General features: G+C 64.8%; 26 protein-coding genes. 12 read left to right on the top strand and 14 right to left on the bottom strand.

Features of this window, described 5'->3' with window-relative positions; all coding sequences use genetic code 11:
• Positions 1-191: 191 nt before the first annotated feature.
• From DCM80_RS13310 to rsmI, 5 genes are all read right to left on the bottom strand, one after another.
• Complete coding sequence (locus tag DCM80_RS13310; RefSeq protein ID WP_257197373.1) at positions 192-962, bottom strand: KilA-N domain-containing protein; 771 nt, start codon at positions 960-962, stop codon at positions 192-194.
• A gap of 327 nt (positions 963-1,289) precedes the next feature.
• Positions 1,290-2,087 carry a DUF3800 domain-containing protein gene (locus DCM80_RS13305; RefSeq protein ID WP_257197372.1) on the bottom strand — a complete coding sequence of 266 codons (798 nt, stop codon included), beginning with the start codon at positions 2,085-2,087 and terminating at the stop codon, positions 1,290-1,292.
• A 77-nt stretch (positions 2,088-2,164) separates the two neighbouring features.
• Positions 2,165-3,112, bottom strand: coding sequence for a glutathione synthase (gene gshB / locus DCM80_RS13300; protein WP_257197371.1), 948 nt, complete (start codon positions 3,110-3,112; stop codon positions 2,165-2,167).
• 10 nt (positions 3,113-3,122) lie between these two features.
• On the bottom strand, positions 3,123-3,539 hold the full coding sequence (locus DCM80_RS13295) for a YraN family protein (protein WP_257197370.1): 417 nt from the start codon (positions 3,537-3,539) through the stop codon (positions 3,123-3,125).
• On the bottom strand, positions 3,526-4,488 hold the full coding sequence (rsmI, locus tag DCM80_RS13290; RefSeq protein ID WP_257197369.1) for a 16S rRNA (cytidine(1402)-2'-O)-methyltransferase: 963 nt from the start codon (positions 4,486-4,488) through the stop codon (positions 3,526-3,528). Before rsmI ends, DCM80_RS13295 begins: the two co-directional genes overlap by 14 nt.
• A gap of 351 nt (positions 4,489-4,839) precedes the next feature.
• Here rsmI and DCM80_RS13285 point away from each other — a divergent pair, with 351 nt between their 5' ends.
• On the top strand, positions 4,840-6,072 hold the full coding sequence (locus DCM80_RS13285; RefSeq protein WP_257197368.1) for a penicillin-binding protein activator: 1,233 nt from the start codon (positions 4,840-4,842) through the stop codon (positions 6,070-6,072).
• Between the two features lie 116 nt (positions 6,073-6,188).
• On the opposite strand, the gene hemW is transcribed toward DCM80_RS13285, so the two are convergent.
• The 3 genes from hemW to rph are packed head-to-tail and all read right to left on the bottom strand — an operon-like array spanning position 6,189 to position 8,750.
• Complete coding sequence (gene hemW, locus DCM80_RS13280; RefSeq protein ID WP_257197937.1) at positions 6,189-7,373, bottom strand: radical SAM family heme chaperone HemW; 1,185 nt, start codon at positions 7,371-7,373, stop codon at positions 6,189-6,191.
• 16 nt (positions 7,374-7,389) lie between these two features.
• A complete protein-coding gene (rdgB, locus tag DCM80_RS13275; protein WP_257197367.1) occupies positions 7,390-8,025 on the bottom strand; it encodes an RdgB/HAM1 family non-canonical purine NTP pyrophosphatase in 636 nt (211 codons plus the stop codon).
• Between the two features lie 11 nt (positions 8,026-8,036).
• Positions 8,037-8,750, bottom strand: coding sequence for a ribonuclease PH (gene rph / locus DCM80_RS13270; RefSeq protein WP_128921128.1), 714 nt, complete (start codon positions 8,748-8,750; stop codon positions 8,037-8,039).
• A gap of 168 nt (positions 8,751-8,918) precedes the next feature.
• Here rph and hrcA point away from each other — a divergent pair, with 168 nt between their 5' ends.
• Positions 8,919-10,007, top strand: a complete 1,089-nt coding sequence (gene hrcA, locus DCM80_RS13265) for a heat-inducible transcriptional repressor HrcA (protein ID WP_126256906.1) — start codon at positions 8,919-8,921, stop codon at positions 10,005-10,007.
• A gap of 109 nt (positions 10,008-10,116) precedes the next feature.
• Entirely contained in the window at positions 10,117-10,734 is a 618-nt protein-coding gene (gene grpE, locus DCM80_RS13260) for a nucleotide exchange factor GrpE (protein WP_257197364.1), read from the top strand.
• A 131-nt stretch (positions 10,735-10,865) separates the two neighbouring features.
• Here the strand turns inward: grpE and pncA are convergent, their stop codons facing one another.
• The gene (gene pncA, locus DCM80_RS13255; RefSeq protein ID WP_257197363.1) at positions 10,866-11,588 is read right to left on the bottom strand and encodes a bifunctional nicotinamidase/pyrazinamidase; all 723 of its coding nucleotides are present in this window, start codon (positions 11,586-11,588) and stop codon (positions 10,866-10,868) included.
• A gap of 168 nt (positions 11,589-11,756) precedes the next feature.
• The gene (locus tag DCM80_RS13250; RefSeq protein WP_028133545.1) at positions 11,757-12,698 is read right to left on the bottom strand and encodes a hypothetical protein; all 942 of its coding nucleotides are present in this window, start codon (positions 12,696-12,698) and stop codon (positions 11,757-11,759) included.
• A 393-nt stretch (positions 12,699-13,091) separates the two neighbouring features.
• On the opposite strand from DCM80_RS13250, the gene dnaK reads away from it, so the two are divergent.
• The 8 genes from dnaK to DCM80_RS13210 all read left to right on the top strand — a co-directional run bounded on the left by dnaK (position 13,092) and on the right by DCM80_RS13210 (position 20,489).
• Positions 13,092-14,993 (top strand): molecular chaperone DnaK, encoded by a 1,902-nt coding sequence (gene dnaK, locus DCM80_RS13245; protein WP_257179082.1) that lies wholly within the window; start codon positions 13,092-13,094, stop codon positions 14,991-14,993.
• Between the two features lie 245 nt (positions 14,994-15,238).
• Positions 15,239-16,366 carry a molecular chaperone DnaJ gene (gene dnaJ, locus DCM80_RS13240; RefSeq protein ID WP_028133547.1) on the top strand — a complete coding sequence of 376 codons (1,128 nt, stop codon included), beginning with the start codon at positions 15,239-15,241 and terminating at the stop codon, positions 16,364-16,366.
• Between the two features lie 87 nt (positions 16,367-16,453).
• Positions 16,454-17,053, top strand: a complete 600-nt coding sequence (locus DCM80_RS13235; RefSeq protein ID WP_028133548.1) for a class I SAM-dependent methyltransferase — start codon at positions 16,454-16,456, stop codon at positions 17,051-17,053.
• 57 nt (positions 17,054-17,110) lie between these two features.
• Positions 17,111-17,689: an NADPH-dependent FMN reductase gene (locus tag DCM80_RS13230; protein ID WP_257197361.1), complete on the top strand. Its 579-nt coding sequence runs from the start codon at positions 17,111-17,113 to the stop codon at positions 17,687-17,689.
• A gap of 6 nt (positions 17,690-17,695) precedes the next feature.
• A complete protein-coding gene (pyrF, locus tag DCM80_RS13225) occupies positions 17,696-18,409 on the top strand; it encodes an orotidine-5'-phosphate decarboxylase (RefSeq protein ID WP_257197360.1) in 714 nt (237 codons plus the stop codon).
• A gap of 100 nt (positions 18,410-18,509) precedes the next feature.
• Positions 18,510-18,821, top strand: coding sequence for a DUF1330 domain-containing protein (locus DCM80_RS13220; RefSeq protein WP_028133551.1), 312 nt, complete (start codon positions 18,510-18,512; stop codon positions 18,819-18,821).
• 208 nt (positions 18,822-19,029) lie between these two features.
• The gene (gene dapB, locus DCM80_RS13215) at positions 19,030-19,845 is read left to right on the top strand and encodes a 4-hydroxy-tetrahydrodipicolinate reductase (protein ID WP_257197359.1); all 816 of its coding nucleotides are present in this window, start codon (positions 19,030-19,032) and stop codon (positions 19,843-19,845) included.
• Positions 19,846-19,865: 20 nt separating this feature from the next.
• Complete coding sequence (locus DCM80_RS13210; RefSeq protein ID WP_257197358.1) at positions 19,866-20,489, top strand: 2,3-bisphosphoglycerate-dependent phosphoglycerate mutase; 624 nt, start codon at positions 19,866-19,868, stop codon at positions 20,487-20,489.
• A gap of 121 nt (positions 20,490-20,610) precedes the next feature.
• Here the strand turns inward: DCM80_RS13210 and DCM80_RS13205 are convergent, their stop codons facing one another.
• A complete protein-coding gene (locus DCM80_RS13205) occupies positions 20,611-21,507 on the bottom strand; it encodes a bifunctional helix-turn-helix domain-containing protein/methylated-DNA--[protein]-cysteine S-methyltransferase (RefSeq protein ID WP_257197357.1) in 897 nt (298 codons plus the stop codon).
• 55 nt (positions 21,508-21,562) lie between these two features.
• Entirely contained in the window at positions 21,563-22,093 is a 531-nt protein-coding gene (locus tag DCM80_RS13200) for a DUF2244 domain-containing protein (protein WP_257197356.1), read from the bottom strand.
• Positions 22,094-22,115: 22 nt separating this feature from the next.
• Between DCM80_RS13200 and nth the strand changes: the two genes are divergently transcribed.
• On the top strand, positions 22,116-22,928 hold the full coding sequence (gene nth / locus DCM80_RS13195; protein ID WP_257197354.1) for an endonuclease III: 813 nt from the start codon (positions 22,116-22,118) through the stop codon (positions 22,926-22,928).
• A gap of 12 nt (positions 22,929-22,940) precedes the next feature.
• Here nth and DCM80_RS13190 read toward each other — a convergent pair whose 3' ends face one another.
• Positions 22,941-23,681 (bottom strand): sulfate transporter family protein, encoded by a 741-nt coding sequence (locus tag DCM80_RS13190; RefSeq protein WP_028133557.1) that lies wholly within the window; start codon positions 23,679-23,681, stop codon positions 22,941-22,943.
• 248 nt (positions 23,682-23,929) lie between these two features.
• On the bottom strand, positions 23,930-24,382 hold the full coding sequence (nikR, locus tag DCM80_RS13185; RefSeq protein WP_257197352.1) for a nickel-responsive transcriptional regulator NikR: 453 nt from the start codon (positions 24,380-24,382) through the stop codon (positions 23,930-23,932).
• Positions 24,383-24,406 lie beyond the last annotated feature (24 nt).

Genomic DNA, 24,406 nt, shown 5'->3' with positions numbered 1-24,406 from the left:
CGCGCGGTTGTAGTCGCAACGAGCTGGTGTGCGCATCTAAGCGAGCAGCGACTTCGTGGCCTTCGCATGCCAATAGAACGATAATCGTATGGCTGCAAAACGGTCGCAACCCACAAACATAGGTCCCGTGTCTGTGCACTCACCTCGAAGATGCGGCCCGCTGAATATTGATTGAATTGGGTGAAGTGTACTTAGACCAACGGACGTTGACGATTCCGCCTATCTTCTTCGATAGCACGTCGGATCGCGCTTGCGCTGATTCCGGACGCCTCCTCGCAAGCCTCGTTACCTTGCCTATTCTCTTCAATAATGCGCTCCGACGAAAGGGCTTCTGCGGCCATCACATACGATAGCTCCGCAACGTCCAAGTTATCGCGCAAGTTCACTTTTGGAGCCAATCCTCGCCGATTCCTAAGCTCAAAGGATTTTCCGCCGAGTAGGTTGACATACACTGCCTCCGTACAGCGCATATACCCCTTGCCTTCCACTCCATGCTTCTTCAGGACGCCCGTGTACGAGATACGTTCGCCGCGCGCGAGGGCCCGAGCGCCGGCCCACTTGTTCTCTTCCGCTGTCGCGCGCTGAAGGATCTCGTCCGCAAGAGTAGCGTCGCCCTTCCGGTAGCGGAGCCAAACTTCTCTGACCTCAATTTCCAGCTTGGCGCTTAAGTAGCCTGCATACGCAGCAGCAAGAACCGGATGAGCGAAAGTGCCATCATTGCCCCTCCCCACCTTAGAGTAAATAACTGGAACCATTGGCGCATTTTGCTTAATGTCGTTAGTGGTTACCTTTTTTTGCAGCTCCCCGATTAGCGCCTTGGCGAGAACGGTCGTCCGCCAATGTTTCGGGAGCTTGGATGGTTTAGATTTCGCAAGACGCCAAATGTCATCAAGGCGGAGATGCCCGAACTGATCTTCGGCAATTCTTGCTCCACGTAAAATGAGTGACCGACTATCGTTCATGCACGAATCTCCGGTTGATGTCGGAGAATACCACAGCTCTAACGATTCCCTCCTTGCGCCCTGCGTATCCCCAGCTGCCGGCGTAAACTCGGTTGACTGGCCTGCATTCGCTTGAGAACATTTAGGGAACAAATTTGAGCGTTCAGAACGGCGATTTATCCGATTCGAAACAACAACTTAACAGGAATATGATCTAACCGCATGATTCATATTGACTTTTCTTATGGGAATGGCTATCTTGAATTAAGGCAGCCATGCGCCGGACTAACCCAGAGCAGTCGCAAGATTGCAGGCTGAAAAGCAATTATGGGCCGGGGGGCTGCCGCTTTATTTCCAGATTTCGACCATCTTAAGTTGCTGAGGGTCCAAGTTGCAGGATTCGTAGCTCGGCACAATCTTGACCCCGTAACTCAGGTAGTTTTTGTGCCGGTTGTATGTGACTGGCTTGAGTGTCTCTGCATAACGCGGTTCACAATTTCCGTATCGGTCAGGCTCAAAACCCGCTGCAAAGGCTGACGCAACTGCGTCAGCGAGTTGCAAGCTCGCATTGCGGCTGTGATCGGCCGCAGTCACTGCATCGATATCAATTACTGGCCAGTGAATTCGAACTTCGCCACTTTTATCTGTCTTCAGCTTTTCAAGATACTCTCGAAACGAATCATACTGCATGCCACCGCGACGGGAGAACGTTATTGCAACTCTGCCATCACCCTCCGGCGCGTTTGGTCTGTGATCTCGACATAACCAAGACAGGCGCTCGATTAAGTACCGGGTCATATAGAAATAAAGCTGATTCTTTTCTGTGTAGATGTTTTCTGGAATCGGCTCCTTCGCGGCGAGAACGCTGATCGCACGCAGTGGCTTACTCGCAATCGTTTGGACCGCTGCTAGTTTCTGCCCATGATTTAATTTGGCAAAATGCAGAAGACGCGAATTGCGCTCCGGCATCTTCGATGAGATCTCGTCGCGCCACCTCACGGCGTCTAACGAGTGAGTCTTACGGAAAAGACATGCAGAGATAACTAGCCACTTCGATGAGCCGCCCGAGTTTCCAAGCTCACGAAATGGTCGGTTTAGACCATCGTCACCAGACTCATCAATGTAGGCGACGTATGTATGAGACATCGTTATCTAAAAAGGTTTGCCGAGAAGAAATCCCAATCGCAAGCTAGCAGTTAAACTCCACCAGAGGTGATAGAACGTCAAGTCCTCGCTCGCTTCTCTTCGATCACGTCCCAGATCTTCGCTGCGACGTCAGGACCGCCGAGCCGCGCGATGGCGCGGATGCCGGTGGGGGAGGTCACGTTGATCTCGGTGAGGTTGCCGTTGATGACGTCGATGCCGACGAACAACAGGCCGCGTTCGCGCAAGGCCGGGCCGAGGGTGGCGCAGATCTCGCGCTCGCGCGGGGTGAGCTCGGTCTCCTGCGCCGCGCCGCCGCGCACCATGTTGGAGCGGAGGTCGTCGGCGGCCGGCACGCGGTTCACCGCGCCGGCGAACTCGCCGTTGACCAGGATGATGCGCTTGTCGCCGTGCTTCACCTCCGGGATGAATTGCTGGATCACCCACGGCTCCCTGAACGTCACGGAGAACATGTCGAACAGCGAGCCGAAATTCATGTCCTGCGGCATCACGCGGAACACCGCCGCGCCGCCATGGCCGTGCAGCGGCTTCATCACGACGGCACCATGCTTGTCGCGAAACGCGTTGATCTCATCGACGTCGCGGGAGATCAGCGTCGGCGGCATCAGCTGCGGAAAGTTCATCACGAACAGCTTTTCCGGCGCGTTGCGGACCGAGGCGGGATCGTTGACCACCAGGGTCTTCGGATGGATGCGCTCCAGAAGATGCGTCGAGGTGATGTAGGCGAGGTCGAACGGCGGATCCTGGCGCAGCAGCACCACGTCGAAGCCGTTCAGCGCCTCGCGCCTCGGCTCCCCGAGCGTAAAATGGTTGCCGGGCTCGTCGCGCACGGTCAGGAGGTGAACGGGGGCCACGATCTCCTCGCCGACCATCGAGAGCTTGTCGGGCGTGTAATAGGACAGGCCATGGCCGCGCTTCTGCGCCTCCAGCAGCAGCGCAAAAGTGGAATCGCCCTTGATGTTGATGCGGGCGATGGGATCCATCTGGACGGCGACGTTCAGTTTCATGGTCTGCCTTTCAGGTCGAGGCGTCGAATGCCGCCAACACATGGCGCGGAAGTGAGCGCGGCGCAATCAGCATGGCGTCGAATCGCAATTCGAATTCGGCATGCTCGGGATGCGCTGCGAGCCAGCCTTGCGCGGCATCGATGATGCGCTGCTGCTGGCGCGGCGTCACGGCAAAGGCGGCATCGTCCAGCGTCGCGCGCGCCTTGACCTCGACGAACGCGATCAGGTTGCGGCGGCGCGCCACGATGTCGATCTCGCCATGCGCCGTGCGGTAGCGCTTGGCGAGAATGCGATAGCCCTTGGCCATGAGATAGGCGGCGGCGCGGCTTTCCGCGGAGATGCCGGTGTGGAATGCGGCGACGCGCTCGGGCGAGGCGGCCTTTGGTGCCCTTGGAATCTCAGTCTTCGGGATCTCAGTCTTCGCCATCGCCGCCTCGCGAATGCTTGTGCGGAGTCCTGGCGAGCTCGAGCGCGCGGGCATAGACCTCGCGGCGCGGCCGGCCCGAGAGCGCGACGGCATGCGCCACGGCATCCTTGACGCTGTGCGCGGCCAGCTGCTCGCGCAGGAGACCATCGAGCGCATCCATCGTCAGCACCTCGGCATCCGCGGGCGGCGGGCCGATCACCAGGACGAACTCGCCGCGCGTCTCCGGCGCGTCCGCCTGCCGCGCCAGCTCGGCGAGGGGGGCGCGTCTGACCTCCTCGTGCAGCTTGGTCAGCTCGCGGCAGATTGCGGCGTCCCGCTCACCCATGATCTCGGCGAGATCGGTCAAGGTGGCCTGCATCCGGTTTCCGGACTCGAACATCACCAGCGTCGCGTCGATGCGCGCGAGCTCGGCCAGGCGGGCGCGGCGCGCGGCGGACTTCGCCGGCAGGAAACCCTCGAAGAAGAAGCGGTCGGTCGGCAGCGCCGCCACCGACAGCGCGGCGAGGACGGAGGACGGGCCCGGCAGCGCGTGCACGGAGTGGCCGGCGGCGCAGACCTCGCGCACCAGCTTGAAGCCGGGATCGGAGATCAGCGGCGTGCCGGCATCCGAGACCAGCGCGACCGAGCCGCCGGCCGCGAGCGCCTCCAGGATTTTTGGACGGGCGGCTTCCGCATTGTGCTCGTGATACTGCTTGAGCTGCGCCGCGATGGCGTAGCGCTCGGTCAGGCGCCGGGTGATTCTTGTGTCCTCGCAGGCGATGACATCGACGCCGGCGAGGGTCTGCAGCGCTCGCAGCGTGATGTCGCCGAGATTGCCGATCGGGGTTGCGACCAGATGCAGGCCCGGTGCCGCCTTCGGCGCCGTGAGCCGATGTGCATCGATGGAGAAACCGCGCGAGGCGGCCTCTTGAGCTTCAGACGTATTTATCGGGGCCGGCTTTGCGCGCATAATGAGGTCAACTTAGGCACGATCGCTGAGGCTGGGAACCGGCTCGCCGAAAAAGATCGTGCCCAAAGATCATGCCGAGGTGAGGGGCTGGGAACGGACGGGAATGTGATCGGTCAGGATCACGTCGGGAGGGGGTGAGGGGCCGCGCGCCATATTCGCGACGGAAACTCCGCCTTGATGCTGGGTGAGCGACGGCGAACAGCTGCCGGGACAGGAAGGCGGCCGCGTTAAGCGGCTATTATCCTTTTGTTTTGGTTAACTATTTGCCGACAATATGCCTGAATCCGCGGTCTGCGCCGTGGAAGGAAGATCATGACCGGCCGGCGACGGCGGGTCAGAAGAGAAGCTGCCATGGTGGGCCCGCGTTTTCCTAAGTCTCCCATTCCGGGGTCCCTGATGTCGGGGGCGACCCGCCGGAGCGCGCTCGGCCTGTTGCTCGGCGCGCCCCTGCTGTCGGCCTGTGCCGGCGTGCAGCAGAGCCTCAGCCAGTTCTCCAACCCGTTCTCGAGCTCGGCACCGCCGGCCCAGCCGGCGGGTCCGCAGCAACAGGCGACGACCGCCGGCACCGGCGGCGTGAAGGTCGGGCTGATCCTGCCGCTCTCCGCGGCCGGCAATGCCGGCCTTGCCGCGCAATCCATGCGCAACGCCGCCGAGATGGCGCTGGCCGAGTTCCAGAACCCGAACATCCAGCTCCTGATCAAGGACGACAACGGCAGCCCGCAGGGCGCCCAGGCCGGTGCGCAGCAGGCGGTCGACGAAGGCGCCGAGATCATCCTCGGGCCGCTGTTCGCGCAATCGGTTCCGGCGGTGGCGCAGGTCGCGCGCACGCGCGGCATTTCCGTGATCGCATTCTCGACCGATTCCAGCATCGCCGGCCGCGGCGTCTATCTGCTCTCCTTCCTGCCGGAATCCGACGTCAATCGCATCGTCGAATATTCCGCCAGCATCGGAAAGCGCTCCTTCGCGGTGATGGTGCCCGACAACGCCTATGGCAATGTCGTCGAGGCCGCGGTGAAGGCGGCGGCGCCGCGCCGTGGCGGACGCATCGTCGCGTTCGAGCGATACGGCGCCGACCGCGCCACGCCGGCGCGCACCGTGGCACAGCAGCTCGGCAGCGCGGACGCGCTGTTCATTGCCGATGACGGCGATGCCGTCGTGTCAGTCGCGGATGCCATGACGGCCGCGGGCGCGAACCTGCGCAACATCCAGCTGCTCGGCACCGGCCTGTGGGACAATCCGCGCGTCTATGCCAGCGCCGCGCTTCAGGGGGGCCTTTACGCTGCGCCCGACCCGGCCGGCTTCCGCGCTTTCTCCGGCCGCTACCGCACCAAATACGGCGCCGAGCCGATCCGCACCGCGACGCTCGCCTACGACGCCGTCGCTCTCGTCGCCGCACTCGCGCGCACGCAAGGCACGACACGGTTCTCGACCGACGTGCTCACCAACCCTTCCGGCTTTGCCGGCATCGACGGCCTGTTCCGCTTCCGCGCCGACGGCACCAACGAACGCGGTCTTGCGGTGATGAAAGTGACGCAAGGCGGCGGCGTTGCGGTCGCAGGCTCGCCGAAGAGCTTTGGAGCGTAGCTCCGGACGACGGTGCGGTAGGGTGGGCAAAGGCGCTCTTGCGCCGTGCCCACGATCTCTCTCGATCGCGAAACATGCGTGGGCACGCTTCGCTTTGCCCACCCTACGAGATCTCGCTATGCCGCGAGATCCGCAACCACCGCATCCAGCACTGGAAAGCCGCTGCTGGTCACGCGCAGGCGGCCGGTCGCATCAACAATGATCGCACCTTCTTCGCGCAGCAGCGCGATGCGCTTGGGATCGAGCGGACGACCGGAGAGTGCTTTGTAGCGCTCGGGATCGATACCCTCCGCCAAACGCAGTCCCATCAGCAAAAATTCGTCCGCGCGTTCCTCGCTGTTGAGCGGCTCGTCGGTGACGATGCCATGGCCATTGGTCTCGACCCGCATCAGCCAGGCCTCGGGACGTTTCTCGGTGGCAGTCGCGTGCCTGACACCGTCGATGTCGAGGCGGCCGTGCGCGCCGGGGCCGATGCCGGCATATTCCTCGCCGCGCCAATACACCAGATTGTGCCGGCACTCGGCGCCGCGCCGCGCGTGGTTGGAGATCTCGTAGGCGGGCAGCCCGAGCCTGTCGCAGGTCTCCTGCGTGACGTCGTAAAGCGCGCGCGCGACCGCCTCATCCGGCGTCTTCAACTTGCCGGCCTGGTGCAGGCCGAAGAACGGCGTGCCTTCCTCGATCGTCAGTTGATAAAGCGACAGATGCTCGGCCGCTTCATCGATGGCGAGGCGCAGCTCATCGGCCCACATCACCGGCGTCTGGTCGGGGCGGGCATAGATCAGGTCGAACGAATAACGGTCGAACGAACGGCGTGCGATGGCGACGGCATCGAGCGCCTCGCGCGCGCTGTGCAGACGTCCCAGCGCCTTCAGCGAGGCGTCATCGAGCGCCTGCACGCCGAGCGAGACGCGGTTGACGCCGGCTGAGCGATAGCCGGCAAAGCGCGTGGCCTCGACGCTGGTCGGGTTGGCTTCGAGCGTGACTTCGACGTCGTGTGCGACGGTCCAGTGCTTGCCGATCGCATCGAGCACCGCGCCGACCGTTGCGGGCTGCATCAGGGACGGCGTGCCGCCGCCGAGGAAGATCGAGGTGACCTCGCGCCCGGGCGCACGCGCCGCAGTCGTTGCGATCTCGCGCGCGAACGCGGAGGCAAAGCGCGCTTCGTCGATTGCGGCGTGGCGGACATGGCTGTTGAAGTCGCAATAAGGACACTTCGACAGGCAGAACGGCCAGTGCACGTAGACGCCGAAGGCTTCAGATTCTTGTTTTGACGCGTTTTCCTGGCGCGAACCGGTATCCACTTCGCTCGAAAACGCTCTAGCGCGGCTCAAGGCAGATCTCCGCCAGTTTCACGAAGGCGCGGGCGCGGTGCGACAGGCCGAGACCGAGTGGCGGCAGGCCGTGCTTCTCGATGCTCTCCATCTCGCCGAAGGTGCGGTCGTGGCCATCGGGCAGGAACATCGGATCGTAGCCGAAGCCGGCATTGCCGCGCGGAGGCCAGACCAGGGTGCCGTCAACGCGCGCCTCGACCTGTTCGAGGTGATGGTCGGGCCAGGCCACGCAGAGCGCGGAGACGAAATGCGCTCTGCGGCGGTCCGCCGTGGTGGCGCCGCGCTCTTGCAACAGGCGCTCGATCTGCGCCATCGCCGCGTTGAAGTCCTTGGCCGGGCCGGCCCAGCGCGCGCTGTAGATGCCGGGCGCGCCGTCGAGCGCGTCGACCACGATGCCGGAATCGTCGGCGAAGGCGGGAAGTTTGGTCGCCTGTGCCGCCGCGATCGCCTTGATCGCGGCGTTGCTGCGGAAATCGTTGCCGGTCTCCTCCGGCTCGGCGAGGCCGAGCTCACCGGCCGACACCGCCTCGACGCCGTGGGGCGCGAGCAGCTCCCGCATCTCGGCCAGCTTGCCGGGATTGTGGGTGGCGATGACGAGCTTTCCGGTGATTCGGCGGTGCATGGGCCTATTGACTACGCCACGGCCAGTTTCTGCAAGTCCACGAGGCGCGCGACGCCCTTGCGCGCCAATGCCATCAGCGCCAGGAACTCGGCTTCCGTGAACGGTTCGCGTTCCGCCGTGCCCTGCACCTCGATGATGCGGCCGTCGCCGGTCATGACGAAATTGGCGTCGGTCTGGGCTTCCGAATCCTCGGCGTAGTCGAGATCGAGCACCGGCGTGCCGTTGTAGATGCCGCAGGAGATCGCGGCGACGTTGTCGCGCATGACGTTGGCCTTGATCATGTTGCGCGCCTTCATCCAATTGATGCAGTCGGCCAGTGCGACCCAGGCGCCGGTAATCGAGGCCGTGCGCGTGCCGCCGTCGGCCTGCAGCACGTCGCAATCGACCGTGATCTGGCGCTCGCCGAGGGCCTCGAGGTCGACGATGGTGCGCAGCGAGCGGCCGATCAGGCGCTGGATCTCGACGGTGCGGCCGCTCTGCTTGCCGGCGGCGGCCTCGCGGCGGGTGCGTTCGGAGGTGGCGCGCGGCAGCATGCCGTATTCGGCGGTGACCCAGCCGCGGCCCTGGCCCTTCAGCCACGGCGGCAGGCGGTCCTCCAGCGTGGCGGTGACCAGCACATGGGTGTCGCCGAATTTCACCAGGCAGGAGCCTTCCGCATATTTGACCACGCCGCGCTCCAGCGTCACGGGGCGCAATTCGTCGGGCGCACGGCGGCTTGGCCGCATGGGAAATCCTCCAAAACTCGCGGGGTATGGCTGTTGGCGGTGCTTGTAGGTGGGGCGAAGGTGGGCGGCAAGGGCTTATTCGGCCCCTGATTCCGGGCCGGCAAACGCCACGCTTGTCAGAAGCGCCCGGGATGGACAAATTATGAGGATCTGAGAGGAGTTACCGCTGTGGCCCATCACGATCCGATTCATCTGATCGCGCCGCGCGCAGGCCTCGCCCAGCTCAACGAGCGTTCCCGCGATATCTTTCGTCAAATTGTCGAAAGTTACCTCGCGACCGGTGAGCCCGTGGGCTCGCGCAATATCTCGCGCCTGATCGCGATGCCGCTGTCGCCGGCCTCGGTCCGCAACGTCATGGCCGATCTGGAACAGCTCGGCCTGATCTATGCGCCGCACACCTCCGCCGGCCGGCTGCCGACGGAACTCGGTCTGCGCTTCTTCGTCGATGCCTTGATGCAGGTCGGCGACCTCAACGAGGCCGAACGGCAGTCGATCCAGAGCCAGCTCACGTCCGTAGGCCAGGCCCACTCGGTCGAGGCGGCGCTGGACCAGGCGCTGACGCGGCTGTCCGGACTGACGCGGGCCGCGGCGGTGGTGCTGACGCCAAAGTCCAATGCGCGGCTCAAGCACATCGAATTCGTCCGCCTGGAACCGGAGAAAGCCCTGGTCATCCTCGTCGGCGAGGACGGTCAGGTCGAGAACCGTGTGCTGACGCTGCCCCCTGGAGTTCCCTCCTCGGCGATCACCGAAGCCGGCAATTTCCTCAATGCGCGAATCCGCGGCCGCACCCTGGCCGAGGCGCGGCTCGAGCTCGAGACGGCGCTGGGCGAGGCCCGCGCCGAGCTCGACCAGCTCGCACAGAAGGTGATTTCCGCCGGAATCGCCAGCTGGTCCGGCGGCGAGAACGAGGACCGCCAGCTCATCGTGCGCGGCCATGCCAATCTGCTCGAAGATCTCCACGCGCTGGAGGATCTGGAGCGGGTGCGCCTGTTGTTCGACGATCTCGAGACCAAGCGCGGCGTGATCGATCTGCTCGGCCGGGCCGAGACGGCCGAGGGCGTGCGCATCTTCATCGGCAGCGAGAACAAGCTGTTCTCGCTGTCGGGGTCCTCCACCATCATTGCGCCCTATCGGGATGCCGCCGGTCACATCGTCGGCGTCCTCGGGGTGATCGGCCCGACGCGGCTGAATTATGCCCGTGTAATCCCGACGGTGGACTATGCCGCCCGCATCGTCAGCCGCCTTTTGGGGGGCTGACCGGCCTTTCCGCCGATCACGGGCGCTTGATTTTCGCGGCTCAAAGCACGATATGCGGGCCAACAATCCCAGACCACCTTGAGTCCAGACGAGTTCGAGAAGAGAGCCGATGACCGATCGAGACCGGCAACCCGAAGACGCGGCCGCGCCGACTGGCGAGCCCGTGGCGTCAAAGCCCTACATCATGCCCGACGATCCCGAGCCCGGCTCGGTCGAGACCCTGCAGAAGGAAGTCGCCGAGGCGCGCGATCGCATGCTGCGGACGCTGGCCGAGATGGAGAATCTGCGCAAGCGCACCACCAAGGAAGTCGCCGACGCCCGCCTCTACGGCATCACCGGCTTTGCCCGCGACGTGCTCGACATCGCCGACAATCTTCAACGCGCGCTCGACGCCGTCCCGGCCGAGGCGCGTGCCACCGCCGATCCCGGCCTGACCTCGCTGATCGAGGGCGTCGAGCTCACCGAGCGCGCGCTGCATAGCGCGCTGGAAAAGCACGGCGTGAAGAAGCTCGATCCGCAGGGCCAGAAGTTCGACCCGAACTTCCACCAGGCGATGTACGAAGTGCCCGATCCGTCGGTGCCGTCGGGCACCGTGGTGCAGATCATGCAGGCCGGCTACACGATCGGCGAGCGCGTGCTGCGCCCGGCGCTGGTCGGCGTCGCCAAGGGCGGCGCAAAGCCAGCGGCCGCGGCGAACAACAACGAATCGAGCGGGGCGCCGAACTGATTGTTGCTGTCATTCCGGGGCGCGACGAAGTCGCGAGCCCGGAATCCATCAAGCAGCAGAGACAACCGCGCAATGGATTCCGGGCTCGCGCTGACGCGCGCCCCGGAATGACGGAAGGATAGCGCGCTGCTTTACGCGCTCACCGCAATATCGCTCGACTGAATCCGCTTCACGCGGGCCTTGGCCATATCGGCCCAGGCCTTGGCGAGCGAGCCCTGGGTGTCGATGCCGCGGCAGGCGTCTTCCACCACATAGACCTCGAAGCCCGCCTTGCGCGCATCGAGCGCGGTCCAGGCGACGCAGAAATCCGTCGCGAGCCCTGCGACGAAGACGCGCTTGATCTTGCGTCCCTTCAGATATCCGGCAAGGCCCGTCGAGGTCTTGCCGTCGGCCTCGAGGAAGGCCGAATAGCTGTCGACGTTCTTGTGAAAACCCTTGCGGATGATGAGCTCGGCGTGCGGGATCGCAAGGTCCTTGGACAGCGCCGCGCCGTCGGTGCCCTGCACGCAATGGTCGGGCCACAGCACCTGCTTGCCGTAGGGAAGGTCGACGGTCTCGAACGGCTTCTTGCCGGAGTGGACCGAGGCAAACGAGACGTGGCCCGGCGTGTGCCAGTCCTGCGTCATCACCACGTTCGCGAACGCCTTCGAGATCTTGTTGATGACGGGCACCACCTGCTCGCCGTCCTTCACGGCGAGGCTGCCGCCCGGCAGGAAGCAGTTCTGCACGTCGATCACGAGCAGCGCGGAGCTGTCGTCAGGTTTGATCGGTGCCGTTGCAAAGAGTGCACTCGGCGCCAGCGTCGCCAGCGCCGTCGTCCCAAGCATTGCCAAGATTTGTCGCCGATCCAGCATCGTTCGCCTCCCCTAAAGGTGATCCAACGGGAGCGAAGCCTAGTTCCGTTCGTATACGAACAGAAGCCCGAAAATGCGGCCGGGACTGGTGAGGGGTTGGGCTGGCGAACCTAAACTCACTGTCGTCCCTTGCGTTCGCAGGGACGACAGCGAATCTGTGGGACCGCCTCAACCCTTCGGCTGAATCCCGTCGCGCACGGCGCGGAAGCGGGTGAAGGCGGCCTGCCACTGGTCGCGCGGGGCGCTGGCGATGATGCGCAGCGAAGCGCCGCCGCTCGAGAAACGGATCCACTGCACCACGGTCACCGGCGTCTTGTCCTTGCCGATGACGCCGTCGATCCGGGTCTCGAAACCTTGCTGGCCGTTGATGCGGATCGGCTCCGACATGGTGACGCGGGATTCGCGCACGCCGGGAATCTGCAGCGCGGCCTCCTGGGCGAAGCGGGCGCGGTCCTCGGCGGCTTGCGGAGTGGCGCCGATCAGGCCGAGGATCATGAACGGCTTCGACTCATAGCCTGCGCTCTCATTGCCGTCGGCGAGGATAATGCTGGCGCCCGGCGCCAGCGTGCGGATGTCCTTGAAGTCGGCGAGATCGGTGATCTTGAACGGCATCAGCGCGATCTGCTCTTCGGCCGAGACCTGCCTGCGGGTGGTGGCGGTCGCAAACATCTGCCGCACCGCCTCGTCGGTGTAGATCTTGGTCGCATTCTCCGGGACCTGGACCGCGACATAGCCCGAGAAGCCGGCGCCCGGCACGATCATCGAATAGCGCTTCACCGGGGTGTCGCCGGCCTTGCCGGTCTCGGTGGTGAAATAGGCAAGGCCGGCGGGGGTCTCGACCTTGTCCTGCTTGACGCCGTTCGCTCCGGCCGGATTGGAATTGAAGGCGCTCACGACCTCGCCATAGGCGGCCGGCGGCAGCTCGGTGACCAGCACCTTGACGCTGCCGTCCTCGCTTTCGAAGCCCGGAAAGGTCTTGGCCGTGTTGAGGCCGACCAGCGGCACCATGCCAAGACGCAAGCCGGGCGGAAACACGGCGTCGGCGGCGAGGACCGGAAGCGCGGAAGCGGCGAGAAGGGCGAGCGCGGCGAGGGGGCGGATCAGCTTCATGGGCACTCTGATTGGTTCACATTGAGGCCGTTCGATGGTCGGCCGCCGGGCCGCTTTGTCGCGCGGGGCGGCATTGGCGGCTGCCGGGCCGGTCGCCTTTTAGCGGGTTTGGGCTTGCGGCGACAGGGCGGACGGGCCCGCGGTAGCGGGGGCTTGCCGAAGCCCGAACCTGTTAATAATTCCTCACCCGCAAGTGCGGTGAAGACCGGATATGATCTTCCAGAACCGGATGTTTTAGCCGCAGAAACGTAGCTTCGGTCCTTGCGGGCCCCTCCCCCCCTCCTATATGAGCCTCAATCATCGCAATATCGCGGATGTTTGATCTTAGGGGGTTTCGGTTTGGGTGCCTTCTGGGCCCAGCCAACCTGCCGCAAAAAGAAGGATATCAGGACCATGGGAAAGGTCATTGGGATCGACCTCGGCACCACGAATTCGTGCGTCGCCGTGATGGACGGCAAGAACGCCAAAGTCATCGAGAATTCCGAAGGCATGCGCACGACGCCCTCGATCGTCGCCGTCACGGACGACGGTGAGCGTCTCGTCGGCCAGCCGGCCAAGCGCCAGGCCGTCACCAATCCCGAGCGCACCTTCTTCGCAGTGAAGCGCCTCATCGGCCGCCGCTACGACGACCCGATGGTCGAGAAGGACAAGAAGCTCGTTCCCTACAAGATCGTGAAGGCTTCCAACGGCGACGCCTGGGTCGAGGCCGACGGCCAGACCTACTCGCCCTCGCAGGTCTCGGCGTTCATCTTGCAGAAGATGAAGGAGACCGCGGAAGCCCATCTCGGCCAGAAGGTCGACCAGGCCGTCATCACCGTTCCCGCCTACTTCAACGACGCCCAGCGCCAGGCGACCAAGGACGCCGGCAAGATCGCGGGCCTCGAAGTGCTGCGCATCATCAACGAGCCGACCGCGGCCGCGCTCGCCTACGGCCTCGACAAGACCAAGGCCGGCACGATCGCCGTCTACGACCTCGGCGGCGGCACGTTCGATATCTCCATTCTCGAAATCGGCGACGGCGTGTTCGAGGTGAAGTCCACCAACGGCGACACCTTCCTCGGCGGCGAAGACTTCGACATGCGCCTCGTGGGTTATCTCGCCGACGAATTCCAGAAGGAGCAGGGCATCAACCTGCGCAACGACAAGCTCGCGTTGCAGCGCCTGAAGGAAGCCGCCGAGAAGGCCAAGATCGAGCTGTCCTCGACGACGCAGACCGAGATCAACCTGCCGTTCATCACCGCGGACCAGACCGGTCCGAAGCATCTGACGATGAAGCTCACGCGCGCCAAGTTCGAGGCGCTGGTCGACGACCTCGTGCAGAAGACCGTCGAGCCCTGCCGCAAGGCGCTGAAGGATGCCGGCGTGACCGCCGGTGAGATCGGCGAAGTCGTGCTGGTCGGCGGCATGTCGCGCATGCCGAAGGTCCAGGAAGTCGTCAAGCAGCTGTTCGGCAAGGAGCCGCACAAGGGCGTCAACCCGGACGAAGTCGTGGCGATCGGCGCTGCGATCCAGGCCGGCGTGCTCCAGGGCGACGTCAAGGACGTGCTGCTGCTCGACGTGACCCCGCTGTCGCTGGGCATCGAGACGCTGGGCGGCGTGTTCACCCGCATCATCGACCGCAACACCACGATCCCGACCAAGAAGAGCCAGGTGTTCTCGACCGCCGAGGACAACCAGAACGCGGTCACCATCCGCGTCTTCCAGGGCGAGCGTGAAATGGCGGCCGACAACAAGATGCTCGGTCAGTTCGACCTGATGGGCATTCCGCCGGCTCCGCGCGGCATGCCGCAGATCGAGGTGACCTTCGACATCGACGCCAACGGCATCGTCAACGTCTCGGCCAAGGACAAGGCCACGGGCAAGGAGCAGCAGATCCGCATCCAGGCCTCCGGCGGCCTGTCGGAAGCCGACATCGAGAAGATGGTCAAGGACGCTGAGGCCAATGCCGAGGCGGACAAGAAGCGCCGCGAGGCCGTCACTGCCAAGAACGAGGCGGATGGCCTGGTGCATTCGACCGAGAAGGCCCTGGCCGAGCACGGCTCGAAGGTGGCCGAGAGCGAGCGCCGCGCCATCGAGGACGCAGTCAGCGACCTCAAGGAAGCGCTGAAGGGCGACGACGCCGAGGCGATCAAGGCCAAGACCAACACGCTGGCCCAGGCTTCGATGAAGCTCGGTGAGGCCATGTACAAGCAGCAGGCCGAGGCCGACGCCAAGAAGGACGCGGCCAAGGACGACGTCGTCGACGCGGAATTCACCGAGGTCGACGACGACAAGAACAGCAAGAAGTCCGCTTAAGCCCCGAGAGGGTGATGATGCGGGCGACTTGGACCCCACGCGCACCAACGGCCTCCTCCCTCGTGGGGGAGGCCACGGTGTCGGGCTCTGCGGGACCGAGACCCGCAACGATCGATCAATTCCCAGCCGTTATGCTGAACGCCGCCGTGCCGGCTTCCGCCGCGAGGCGGAAGGGCGCTTATGTCGTCGCGCAGCGGCATCGTTTCGCTCCGACTTGATTCGCGATTGGATAGACCGAGCTCATCATGTCCACGTCCACGAAGCGCTGCTATTACGAGACTCTCGAAGTCGAGCGTGACGCCGACGAATCCAAGCTGAAATCGTCGTTTCGCAAGCTGGCGATGAAGTTTCACCCCGATCGCAATCCCGGGGACGACACCAGCGAGATCAAGTTCAAGGAAATCAACGAGGCCTACGAGGTCCTGAAGGACAAGGACAAGCGCGCCGCCTATGACCGCTACGGTCATGCCGCGTTCGAGCAGGGCGGCGGCGGCGCCGGGTTCGGCGCGGGCTTCGCTTCCTCTTTCTCCGATATTTTCGAAGACCTGTTCGGCATGGCCGGGCAGCGCGGCCGCGGCGGCCGCGAGCGCGGCGCCGACCTGCGCTACAACATGGAAATCACGCTCGAGGAAGCCTTTGGCGGCAAGACCGCGCAGATCGAGATTCCGGTCTCGGTCACCTGCGAGGCCTGCTCCGGCATCGGCGCCAAGGCCGGCACCAAGCCGAAGACCTGCTCGACCTGTGGCGGCGCCGGCCGCGTGCGGCAGTCGCAGGGCTTCTTCACGCTGGAGCGGACCTGTCCGGGTTGCCAGGGCCGCGGCCAGATGATCGAGGATGCCTGTCCGTCCTGCTCGGGCCAAGGTCGCGTCACCCGCGAACGCACCTTGTCGGTCAACATCCCCCAGGGCGTCGAGGATGGCACCAGGATCAGGCTTGCCGGCGAAGGCGAGGCTGGGGTCCGCGGCGGCCCGCCCGGCGACCTCTACATCTTCCTGTCGCTGGCCCAGCACCAGTTCTTCCAGCGCGACGGCGCCGATCTGCATTGCCGTGTGCCGATCTCGATGGTGACGGCCGCCCTCGGCGGCGAGTTCGAGGTGCCGACCATCGACAAGGCCAAGGCCAAGGTGAAGGTGCCGGCGGGGACCCAGTCCAACCGCCGATTCCGCATTGCATCAAAAGGCATGCCGGTGCTGCGCTCGCGCCAGATGGGCGACATGTATGTTCAGGTCGTGGTCGAGACGCCGCAGAACCTCACCAAGAAGCAGCAGGAATTGCTGGCCGAGTTCGAGAAGCTGTCGTCCGGCAACACCCAGCCGGAATCCGAGGGCTTCTTCGCCAAGGTCAAGGATTTCTTCGGCAGTCGGGCAGGTTGACTTGGCTTGACCGTATCGCCTTCGGCCTATACGTCTTTATGACCATTTTCTGACACGCCGCGCCCCGCGGTCCCGTCCGGTCCAGACATGCCATTGCCATCGTCCGCGCGTGCGTTGAAGAAGCCTCGTCTCGACGACGAGGTGCGCTTTCTCAGATCATGGATCGAAAAGCCGCTGCACATGGGCGCGGTGATGCCGTCGGGCAAGCTGCTGGCCCGGACCATGGCTCACTATGTCGATCCCGATTCCGACGCGCCCGTGGTCGAGCTCGGGCCCGGCACCGGTGCCATCACCTCCGCCCTGATCGAGCGCGGTATCGACCAGAAGCGGCTCGTTCTCGTCGAATACAATCCCGGCTTCTGCGCGCTGCTACGCGACCGCTATCCGCAGGCCAAGGTGGTGCAGGGCGATGCCTATCGCCTGCGTGACACGCTCTGGAACGTGCTGAGCGCGCCGGCCTCCGCGGTCGTCTCCGGCCTGCCGCTCGTGACAAAGCCGATGCTGACGCGGCTGCGGCTGATCCGCGATGCCTTCACGGCGCTGGCGCCCGGCGCGCCGTTCATCCAGTTCACCTATGCGGTGGTGCCGCCGATCCCGAAATCGCTGCCCGGCGTGTCCACAGAGGCTTCGGAACGGATCTGGATGAACCTTCCGCCGGCCCGCGTCTGGGTGTATCGCAAGGACTAATTCCGCCGGCTTCCTTCTCTGCGCGGCGGGCTGGTTTCGCCGAACGTATGGAAGCGGATGTCCGCACCCAGGATCCTGATCATTCCCGGTTCGCTGCGCACCGGATCGCACAATGCGAAGCTGGCGGCGGTCATCGCCCATGAAGTCGCCAGGGCCGGCGTCGACGTCACCCGCATCTCGCTCGCCGATTTTCCGCTGCCGATCTACGATGGCGATCTCCAGGCCAGATCGGGCGTGCCCAAGCACGCGATCAATCTCAAGCGCATGATCGGCGCGCATCACGGCGTGCTGTTCGTCACGCCCGAGTACAACGCCTCGGTGCCGCCGTTGCTCAAGAACGCGATCGACTGGGTCAGCCGCGTGCACGAGCTGCACGAGGCGCGCGGCGAGGTGTTCCGCAACCGCGCCTTCGCGCTCGCCGGCGCCTCGCAGAGCCGGCTCGGTGCGGCGCGCGCATTGCAGGCGCTCAGGCTGATCCTGACCTCCTGCCATGCCAATGTGATCGCCAGCCAGCTCACGCTCGCCTTTGCCGATCAGGCCTATGACGATATGGACAGGCTCAAGAACGAGGGCGATATCGCCGCGTTGAAGGAGCTGGTCGCGCAATTGATCGACATTTCCCAACGCATGATGTGAGGTGACATGACGCCAGCCGAGATCGCCCCGAAGGACCGCCTGATCGTCGCGCTCGATCTGCCCAGCGTCGATGCCGCGCAGGCCATCGTCGACCGTCTCGGCGACAGCGTCACCTTCTACAAGATCGGCTATCGGCTCGCTTATGCCGGCGGATTGCCGCTCGTCGGCAAGCTTGCCGACAAAGGCAAGAAGGTCTTTCTCGATCTCAAGCTGCACGACATCGGCAACACCGTGATGCAGGGAGTCGAGAGCATCAGCAGGCTTGGCGCCACCTTCCTGACCGTGCACGCCTATCCGCAGACCATGAAGGGCGCGGTCGAAGGCCGCGGCAATTCGAGCCTGAAGATTCTCGCGGTCACGGTGCTGACCTCCTACAACGAGGACGACCTGCATGCAGCCGGCTATCGGCTCGGCGTCTCCGAGCTGGTCGAGGCCCGCGCGCAGCAGGCGCAGGTGCTCGGCATCGACGGCCTGGTGTCCTCGCCGGAGGAGGCCGGTGCGTTGCGCAAGATCGTCGGCCACCAGATGCACCTCGTCACGCCGGGCATCCGGCCGGCAGGTTCGGCGAGCGGCGACCAGAAGCGCATCATGACGCCGGGCCGCGCGATCGCCGCCGGCGCCGATTACCTCGTCGTCGGACGGCCGATCGTGGAAGCCGCCGATCCCAGGGCCGTCGCGGACGCCATCCAGGCCGAGATTGCACAGGCGCTCGGAGCATGATCCGGCCCCGAAGGGCCGCGTTAGCGCAACGTGTGAAGCGGTTTTCCGATCAGACCATGCTGAGATAGAAATGACCCCAACAACACAGGGAGAAGAACCAATGGCAAAGGGCTACTGGATCGGGCGCGTCGATGTGAGCAGCGACGAGGGCTACAAGCCCTACGCCGTCGCCAACGGTCCGATCTTCAAGAAATGGGGCGGCCGCTTCGTCGTCCGCGCCGGCAAGTTCACCACCGTCGAAGGCGCCAGCCGCACCCGCAACGTCGTGATCGAATTCCCGGACTACGAGACCGCGCTCGCCTGCTACAACTCGCCGGAATACCAGGCCAACATCAAGGTACGCCAGCCGCACTCGGTCGCCGATCTCATCATCATCGAAGGCTACGACGGCCCGCAGCCGCAGGACGGCTGAGGCGCCCTCGGGGCCTGCATGGTTCGAGACGCCCGCTCACGCGGGCTCCTCACCATGAGGGTCTGATATCTCGCCGCGAAACGAGACCTCATCGTGAGGGCCCGCCGGAGGCGGGCGTCTCGAAGGATGGCCGCAGGCGACCTGCCTGACCCTCTCGGTTGCCGGAACTGCCTCCCCCCGCTACAAGTGCGGCGAAGAGGATCACACCATGTCGGACATGCGCTTGATTGTTGCTGGGGCCGGCGGCCGGATGGGCCGTGCGCTGGTGCGGGCCATTTCCGAGAGCAAAGGCGCGGTGCTGGCCGGCGCGCTGGAGGCCCCGGGCTCGGAGCTGCTCGGCAAGGATTCCGGCGTGCTCGCCGGCCTGCCGGCCAACGACATCAAGCTCTCGGCCGATCTCTGGGCGATGTCGAAGGAGGCCGACGGAATCCTCGATTTTACCGTGCCGGCCGCGACCATCGCCAATGTCGCGATCGCCGCCGAGCGGGGAATCGTCCATGTCGTCGGCACCACCGGGCTGTCGATGTCCGACAACGCCGTGATCAAGAGCGTCACCAACCGCGCCGTGGTGGTGCAGTCGGGCAATATGAGCCTCGGCGTCAACCTGCTGGCCGCCGTGGTCAAGCGCGTCGCCAAGGCGCTCGACCAGAGTTTTGACATCGAGATCGTCGAGACCCATCACCGCATGAAGGTCGATGCCCCCTCCGGCACCGCGCTGATGCTGGGCCAGGCCGCAGCCAGCGGCCGCGGCGTCAGCCTCGACGAGCATTCCGAGCGTGGCCGCGACGGCATCACCGGCGCGCGCAGGCCGGGCAATATCGGTTTCGCCTCCTTGCGCGGCGGCACCGTCGCCGGCGATCACAGCGTCACCTTCCTTGGATCCTTCGAGCGCCTGACGCTGTCGCATCAGGCCGAGGACCGCATGCTGTTCGCCCACGGCGCGCTGAAGGCAGCGCTGTGGGCGCATGGCAAGGCGCCGGGGCATTACTCCATGGCCGACGTGCTCGGCCTGTCCGACATCTGAACAACACGGAAAAGCAGTCAATGAGCGAACGTCTTCTCGTGCTCGTGCGCCACGGCCAGAGCGAATGGAATCTGAAGAACCTGTTCACGGGCTGGAAGGATCCCGATCTCACCGAGCTCGGCGTGAAGGAAGCCACGGAAGCCGGCCGCAAGCTGAAGGCACAAGGCCTCGTGTTCGATGTGGCCTTCACCTCGGTGCTCACGCGCGCGCAACACACGCTCGACATCATCCTCGGTGAGCTCGGCCAGACCGGTTTGCCGACCTCGAAGAACCTCGCGCTGAACGAGCGCGATTACGGCGATCTCTCCGGCCTCAACAAGGACGACGCCCGCAAGAAATGGGGGGAGGAGCAGGTGCTGATCTGGCGCCGCTCCTACGACGTGCCGCCGCCCGGCGGCGAAAGCCTGAAGGACACGCTGGCGCGCGCGCTGCCGTACTACGTGCAGGAAATCCTGCCCGGCGTCCTCAACGGCAAGCGCACGCTGGTCGCCGCCCATGGCAATTCGCTGCGCGCGCTGATCATGGTGCTGGAGAAGCTCTCGCCCGAAGGCATCCTGAAGCGCGAGCTCGCCACCGGCGTGCCGATCATCTACCGCCTCAATGCGGATTCGACCGTGGCCTCGAAGCTGGATCTGGCGGGTTAGCCTTCGTCGCGAGCACGCTGCCGTAGCGTGGGCAAAGCGCAGCGTGCCCACGCACTCTTTCAACCAAGAGAGATGGTGGGCACGGCGCAAGAGCGCCTTTGCCCACCCTACGGCATCTCGTCTACTGCATTCCCAATTGCCCGGCTTCCCAGCCCAGCATCGCCTGCTTGCGGGTGATGCCCCAGTGATAGCCGGTGAGGGTGCCGCTCTTGCCGAGCGCGCGGTGGCAGGGCACGACGAACGAGACCGGGTTCTTGCCGACCGCCGCACCGACGGCGCGCGAGGCCTTTGGGCTGTTGATGTTGCAGGCGATGTCGGAATAGGACACCGCGCGGCCCATTGGGATTTTCAGCAGCGTCTCCCACACCCGCACCTCGAAGTCGGTGCCGATCATCACCACGCGCAGCGGCTGGTCCGGCCGCCACAGCCTGGTGTCGAAGATGCGGGCGGCGAGCGGCGCCGTGCCCTCGTGGTCTTCGACATAGGTGGCGTTCGGCCAGCGCCGCGTCATGTCGGCGAGCGCGATCTTCTCCTCACCGTGGTCGGCAAAGGCAAGCCCCGACAAGCCGCGATCGGTCGCAATCACGATCGCGGTGCCGAACGGGGAGGGATGAAAGCCGTAGCGCAAGGTGAGGCCGGCGCCGCCGTTCTTCCATTCGCCCGGCGACATCGCTTCGTGCGTGACGAAGAGATCGTGCAGCCGGCCCGGTCCCGACAGGCCGGAATCGAGCGCGGCGTCGAGAATGCTGGCGGAGTCGCGCAGCAGGCCCTTGGCGTGGTCGAGCGTCAGCGCCTGCATGAAGGCCTTTGGCGTGATCGAGGCCCAGCGGCGGAACAGATGGTGCAACTCATCCGGCGTGACGCCGGCCGCATCGGCCATCGCCTCGATGGTCGGCTGGGCGCGCCAGTTTTCCGAGATGAAGGCGATCGCCCGGCGCACCGAATCGTAGTCGCGCAACGCGGCGTGCTGGGGCCCCGGCTTGGTCAAGCGCTGGTCATGTATGGCGAGTGTCATCATGGCCGGAAATGTAGGAGAGGGACGCGTGGGAAACCACCCGATTTCCGATGCGGCATCAGGTGATCGGATTGTAGGTCGGCCCGCGCTTGGCGGCGTTGAGCGCTTCAATCAAGCCTTTGTAAAAACTTGCCTTTTCCTTCGGCCCCAGAAATTTCGCGATCTGGATCTGACGGCCGCGCGAGATCAGATAGAGATGCTCGATGCCGAAGTCCTCGTCGACCTCCAGATCGATCCGGACCCAGAGCGGATTGAACGTCCATTCGGCGACCTGGCCGCGGTGGCTGATGCGCTTCACGCGCAGTTCGGAGCTGGTGACCGTAATCTCCTCGCGGGCGCGGGCGGTGCGGAAATTGGCCTTGAAGGCCCACCATACCACGAGCACGTCGAGGCCGAAGAAGCCGAGCACCGGCCAGGCCCCCTTCATCAGGAAGGCGAGGCCGGTGGCAAAGCTGACCACGCTCAGGAACAGCATCACGGCGAGGAAGCCGGTGCGGTTCAGCGAGCGGTGCGGCGTCAGCAGCGCAGAGAAGATCTGCACCTCGCGCGGATCGGGATCGCTGTGCTCAATTTCGTTGCCTGCGCTCATGGTCCGTCAGTATATCCCGATCATGGCGAAAATCACCCGCAAGCCGGCGCTGCGCAGAGCGCCTGTGCCGAACAAGAAGGCAAGGGCCGTCGTAGCGAAGCCCAAGCCCGTCAAGACCAAGCCCGTCAAGACCAAGTCCGACAAGACATCGGCTCCGGCGAAAAAACCGCTCAAGGCCGCCAAGCCCAATTCCTCAAGACCCTGGACGCCGGCCGAGGTCTACGACGCCTTCAGCCGCTTCCGCAAAGCCAACCCGGAGCCAAAAGGGGAGCTCGAGCACGTCAATCCGTTCACGCTGCTGGTCGCCGTGGTGCTGTCGGCACAGGCCACCGATGCCGGCGTCAACAAGGCGACGCGCGCCTTGTTCGAGGTTGCTGATACGCCGCAGAAGATGCTCGACCTCGGCGAGGAGCGCTTGCGCGACTACATCAAGACCATCGGTCTCTACCGCACCAAGGCGAGAAATGTGATCGCGTTGTCGGCAAAGCTGCTCAGCGAGTTCGGCGGCGAGGTGCCGCGCACGCGCGCCGGGATCGAGTCGCTGCCCGGCGCCGGCCGCAAGACCGCCAACGTCGTGCTCAACATGGCCTTCGGCGAGCACACCATGGCGGTCGACACGCATGTCTTCCGCGTCGGCAACCGCACGGGGCTGGCGCCCGGCAAGACGCCGCTGGAGGTCGAGCTTGGTCTGGAAAAGGTGATCCCGGCCGCGTTCATGCTCCATGCCCATCATTGGCTGATCCTGCACGGCCGTTATACCTGCCTCGCGCGCACGCCGCGCTGCGAGGTCTGCCTGATCAACGATCTCTGCCGCTGGCCGGAGAAGACGGTCTGAGCGGCGGCGCCGTCACCGCATCTGCCGCGCCGGCGCGATCAGCTCCGGCCGCGGGCCCGACAGCCGCTTGTGCATGTGGACCATGAACGCCATGGCGAAGATCGGCGTCGCCAGATTGACGATCGGGATCGAGACGAAGGCGGCGATGAACAGGCCGGCGGTGAAGATGGTCGCGGCATTGTCGCGCCGCATCGCCTTGGCTTCCTCCGGCGGGCGGAAGCGCATTGCCGCGAGCTCGAAATATTCGCGGCCCAGGAGCCAGGCCGTGGCGAGGAAGAAGATCAGGAAGCCGGCACCGGCGAACAGCACCAGCGGCAGCGCGGCGAGATAGATCAAAATCGTCAGCAGCGCGGTCTTGATGCCCTCGAGCATGGCCTGGCTGATGGGCAGCGCGACGCCCGGTTGTTCGGCGGGGTAATGCTCGCGCTCGACGATGTCGGCGACGTCGTCGACGAACAGGCTCGCCACCAGCGAGGTGATCGCGGGCATCAGGAAGATGCCACCGAACACGACGCCGAGGCCCGCTGCGATCGAAACGATCCAGGAGAGGATTTCGATGGACGAATGCCAGCCGGGTCCGAGCAATTCCTCCAGCCAGACCGCCCCGGAGGTTGCGAACCAGCTGAGCAGCCGCTGCAGGCCAATCGCCAGCACGATGATCAGCACCAGCGCCAGCCCGATCGATCGCCACAGGATCGAGCGCATCGGCGGCGAGATCATTTGCGACAACGCCTTGATGGCGGCATCCAGCATGGGGGACCCTTTCACGAAACGACCTGCGAGAGGTAGACACCCGACGCGGTTTCGGCAAGGGAGGGGTGGTCGTCGTCCCTTCTCCCCTTGTGGGAGAAGGTGGCGCGAAGCGCCGGATGAGGGGTCTCTTTCCGCGCATCCAACTTCGATCGAGCGCGTGGGGAAGTACCCCTCACCCGTCTCGCCGCTACGCGGCGAGCCACCCTCCCACAAGGGGAGAGGGGAAAGTGCAGCGCGGCTAGTCTAACCTAACCATGCCGATGACCGTGCGCGTGCTTCCGTCCCTTCGCCGGCTTCCCATCCCCGGTCGGGATCATCACCACGCGACCGTAGCGGACGCCGCGTTCGGCGATGATGTGGTCGGCGAAATGCTTGACCTCATCCGCCGAGCCCTTCAGCGCCGTCATCTCCATGCAATTGTTGTCGTCGAGATGGACGTGCAGGGTCGCCAGCGCGAGGTCGTGATGGCCGTGGAATTCTTGCACCAGCCGTTTCGACAGATCGCGGGCGGCGTGGTCGTAGACATAGACGAGACCGGCGACGCATTGACCGGTCTGCGCGGTGTCCTCGGTGCTCTGCTGCAGCCCGGCGCGCGCGAGGTCGCGGATGATCTCGGAGCGATTCTGATAGCCGCGCGCTGCCGCCGCCGCGTCGATCTCCGCCAACAGATCGTCCTCGATCGTGATCGTTATCCGCTGCATCGGGCCCTCTCGCGCGTCTAGCTC

This window comes from Bradyrhizobium sp. WBOS08 (genome assembly GCF_024585125.1).
In the GTDB taxonomy this organism is placed as follows: Bacteria; Pseudomonadota; Alphaproteobacteria; order Rhizobiales; family Xanthobacteraceae; genus Bradyrhizobium; species Bradyrhizobium japonicum_B.
Note: the sequence above shows the minus strand (reverse complement) of the source record. Positions and strands in the feature narration are given on the sequence as shown.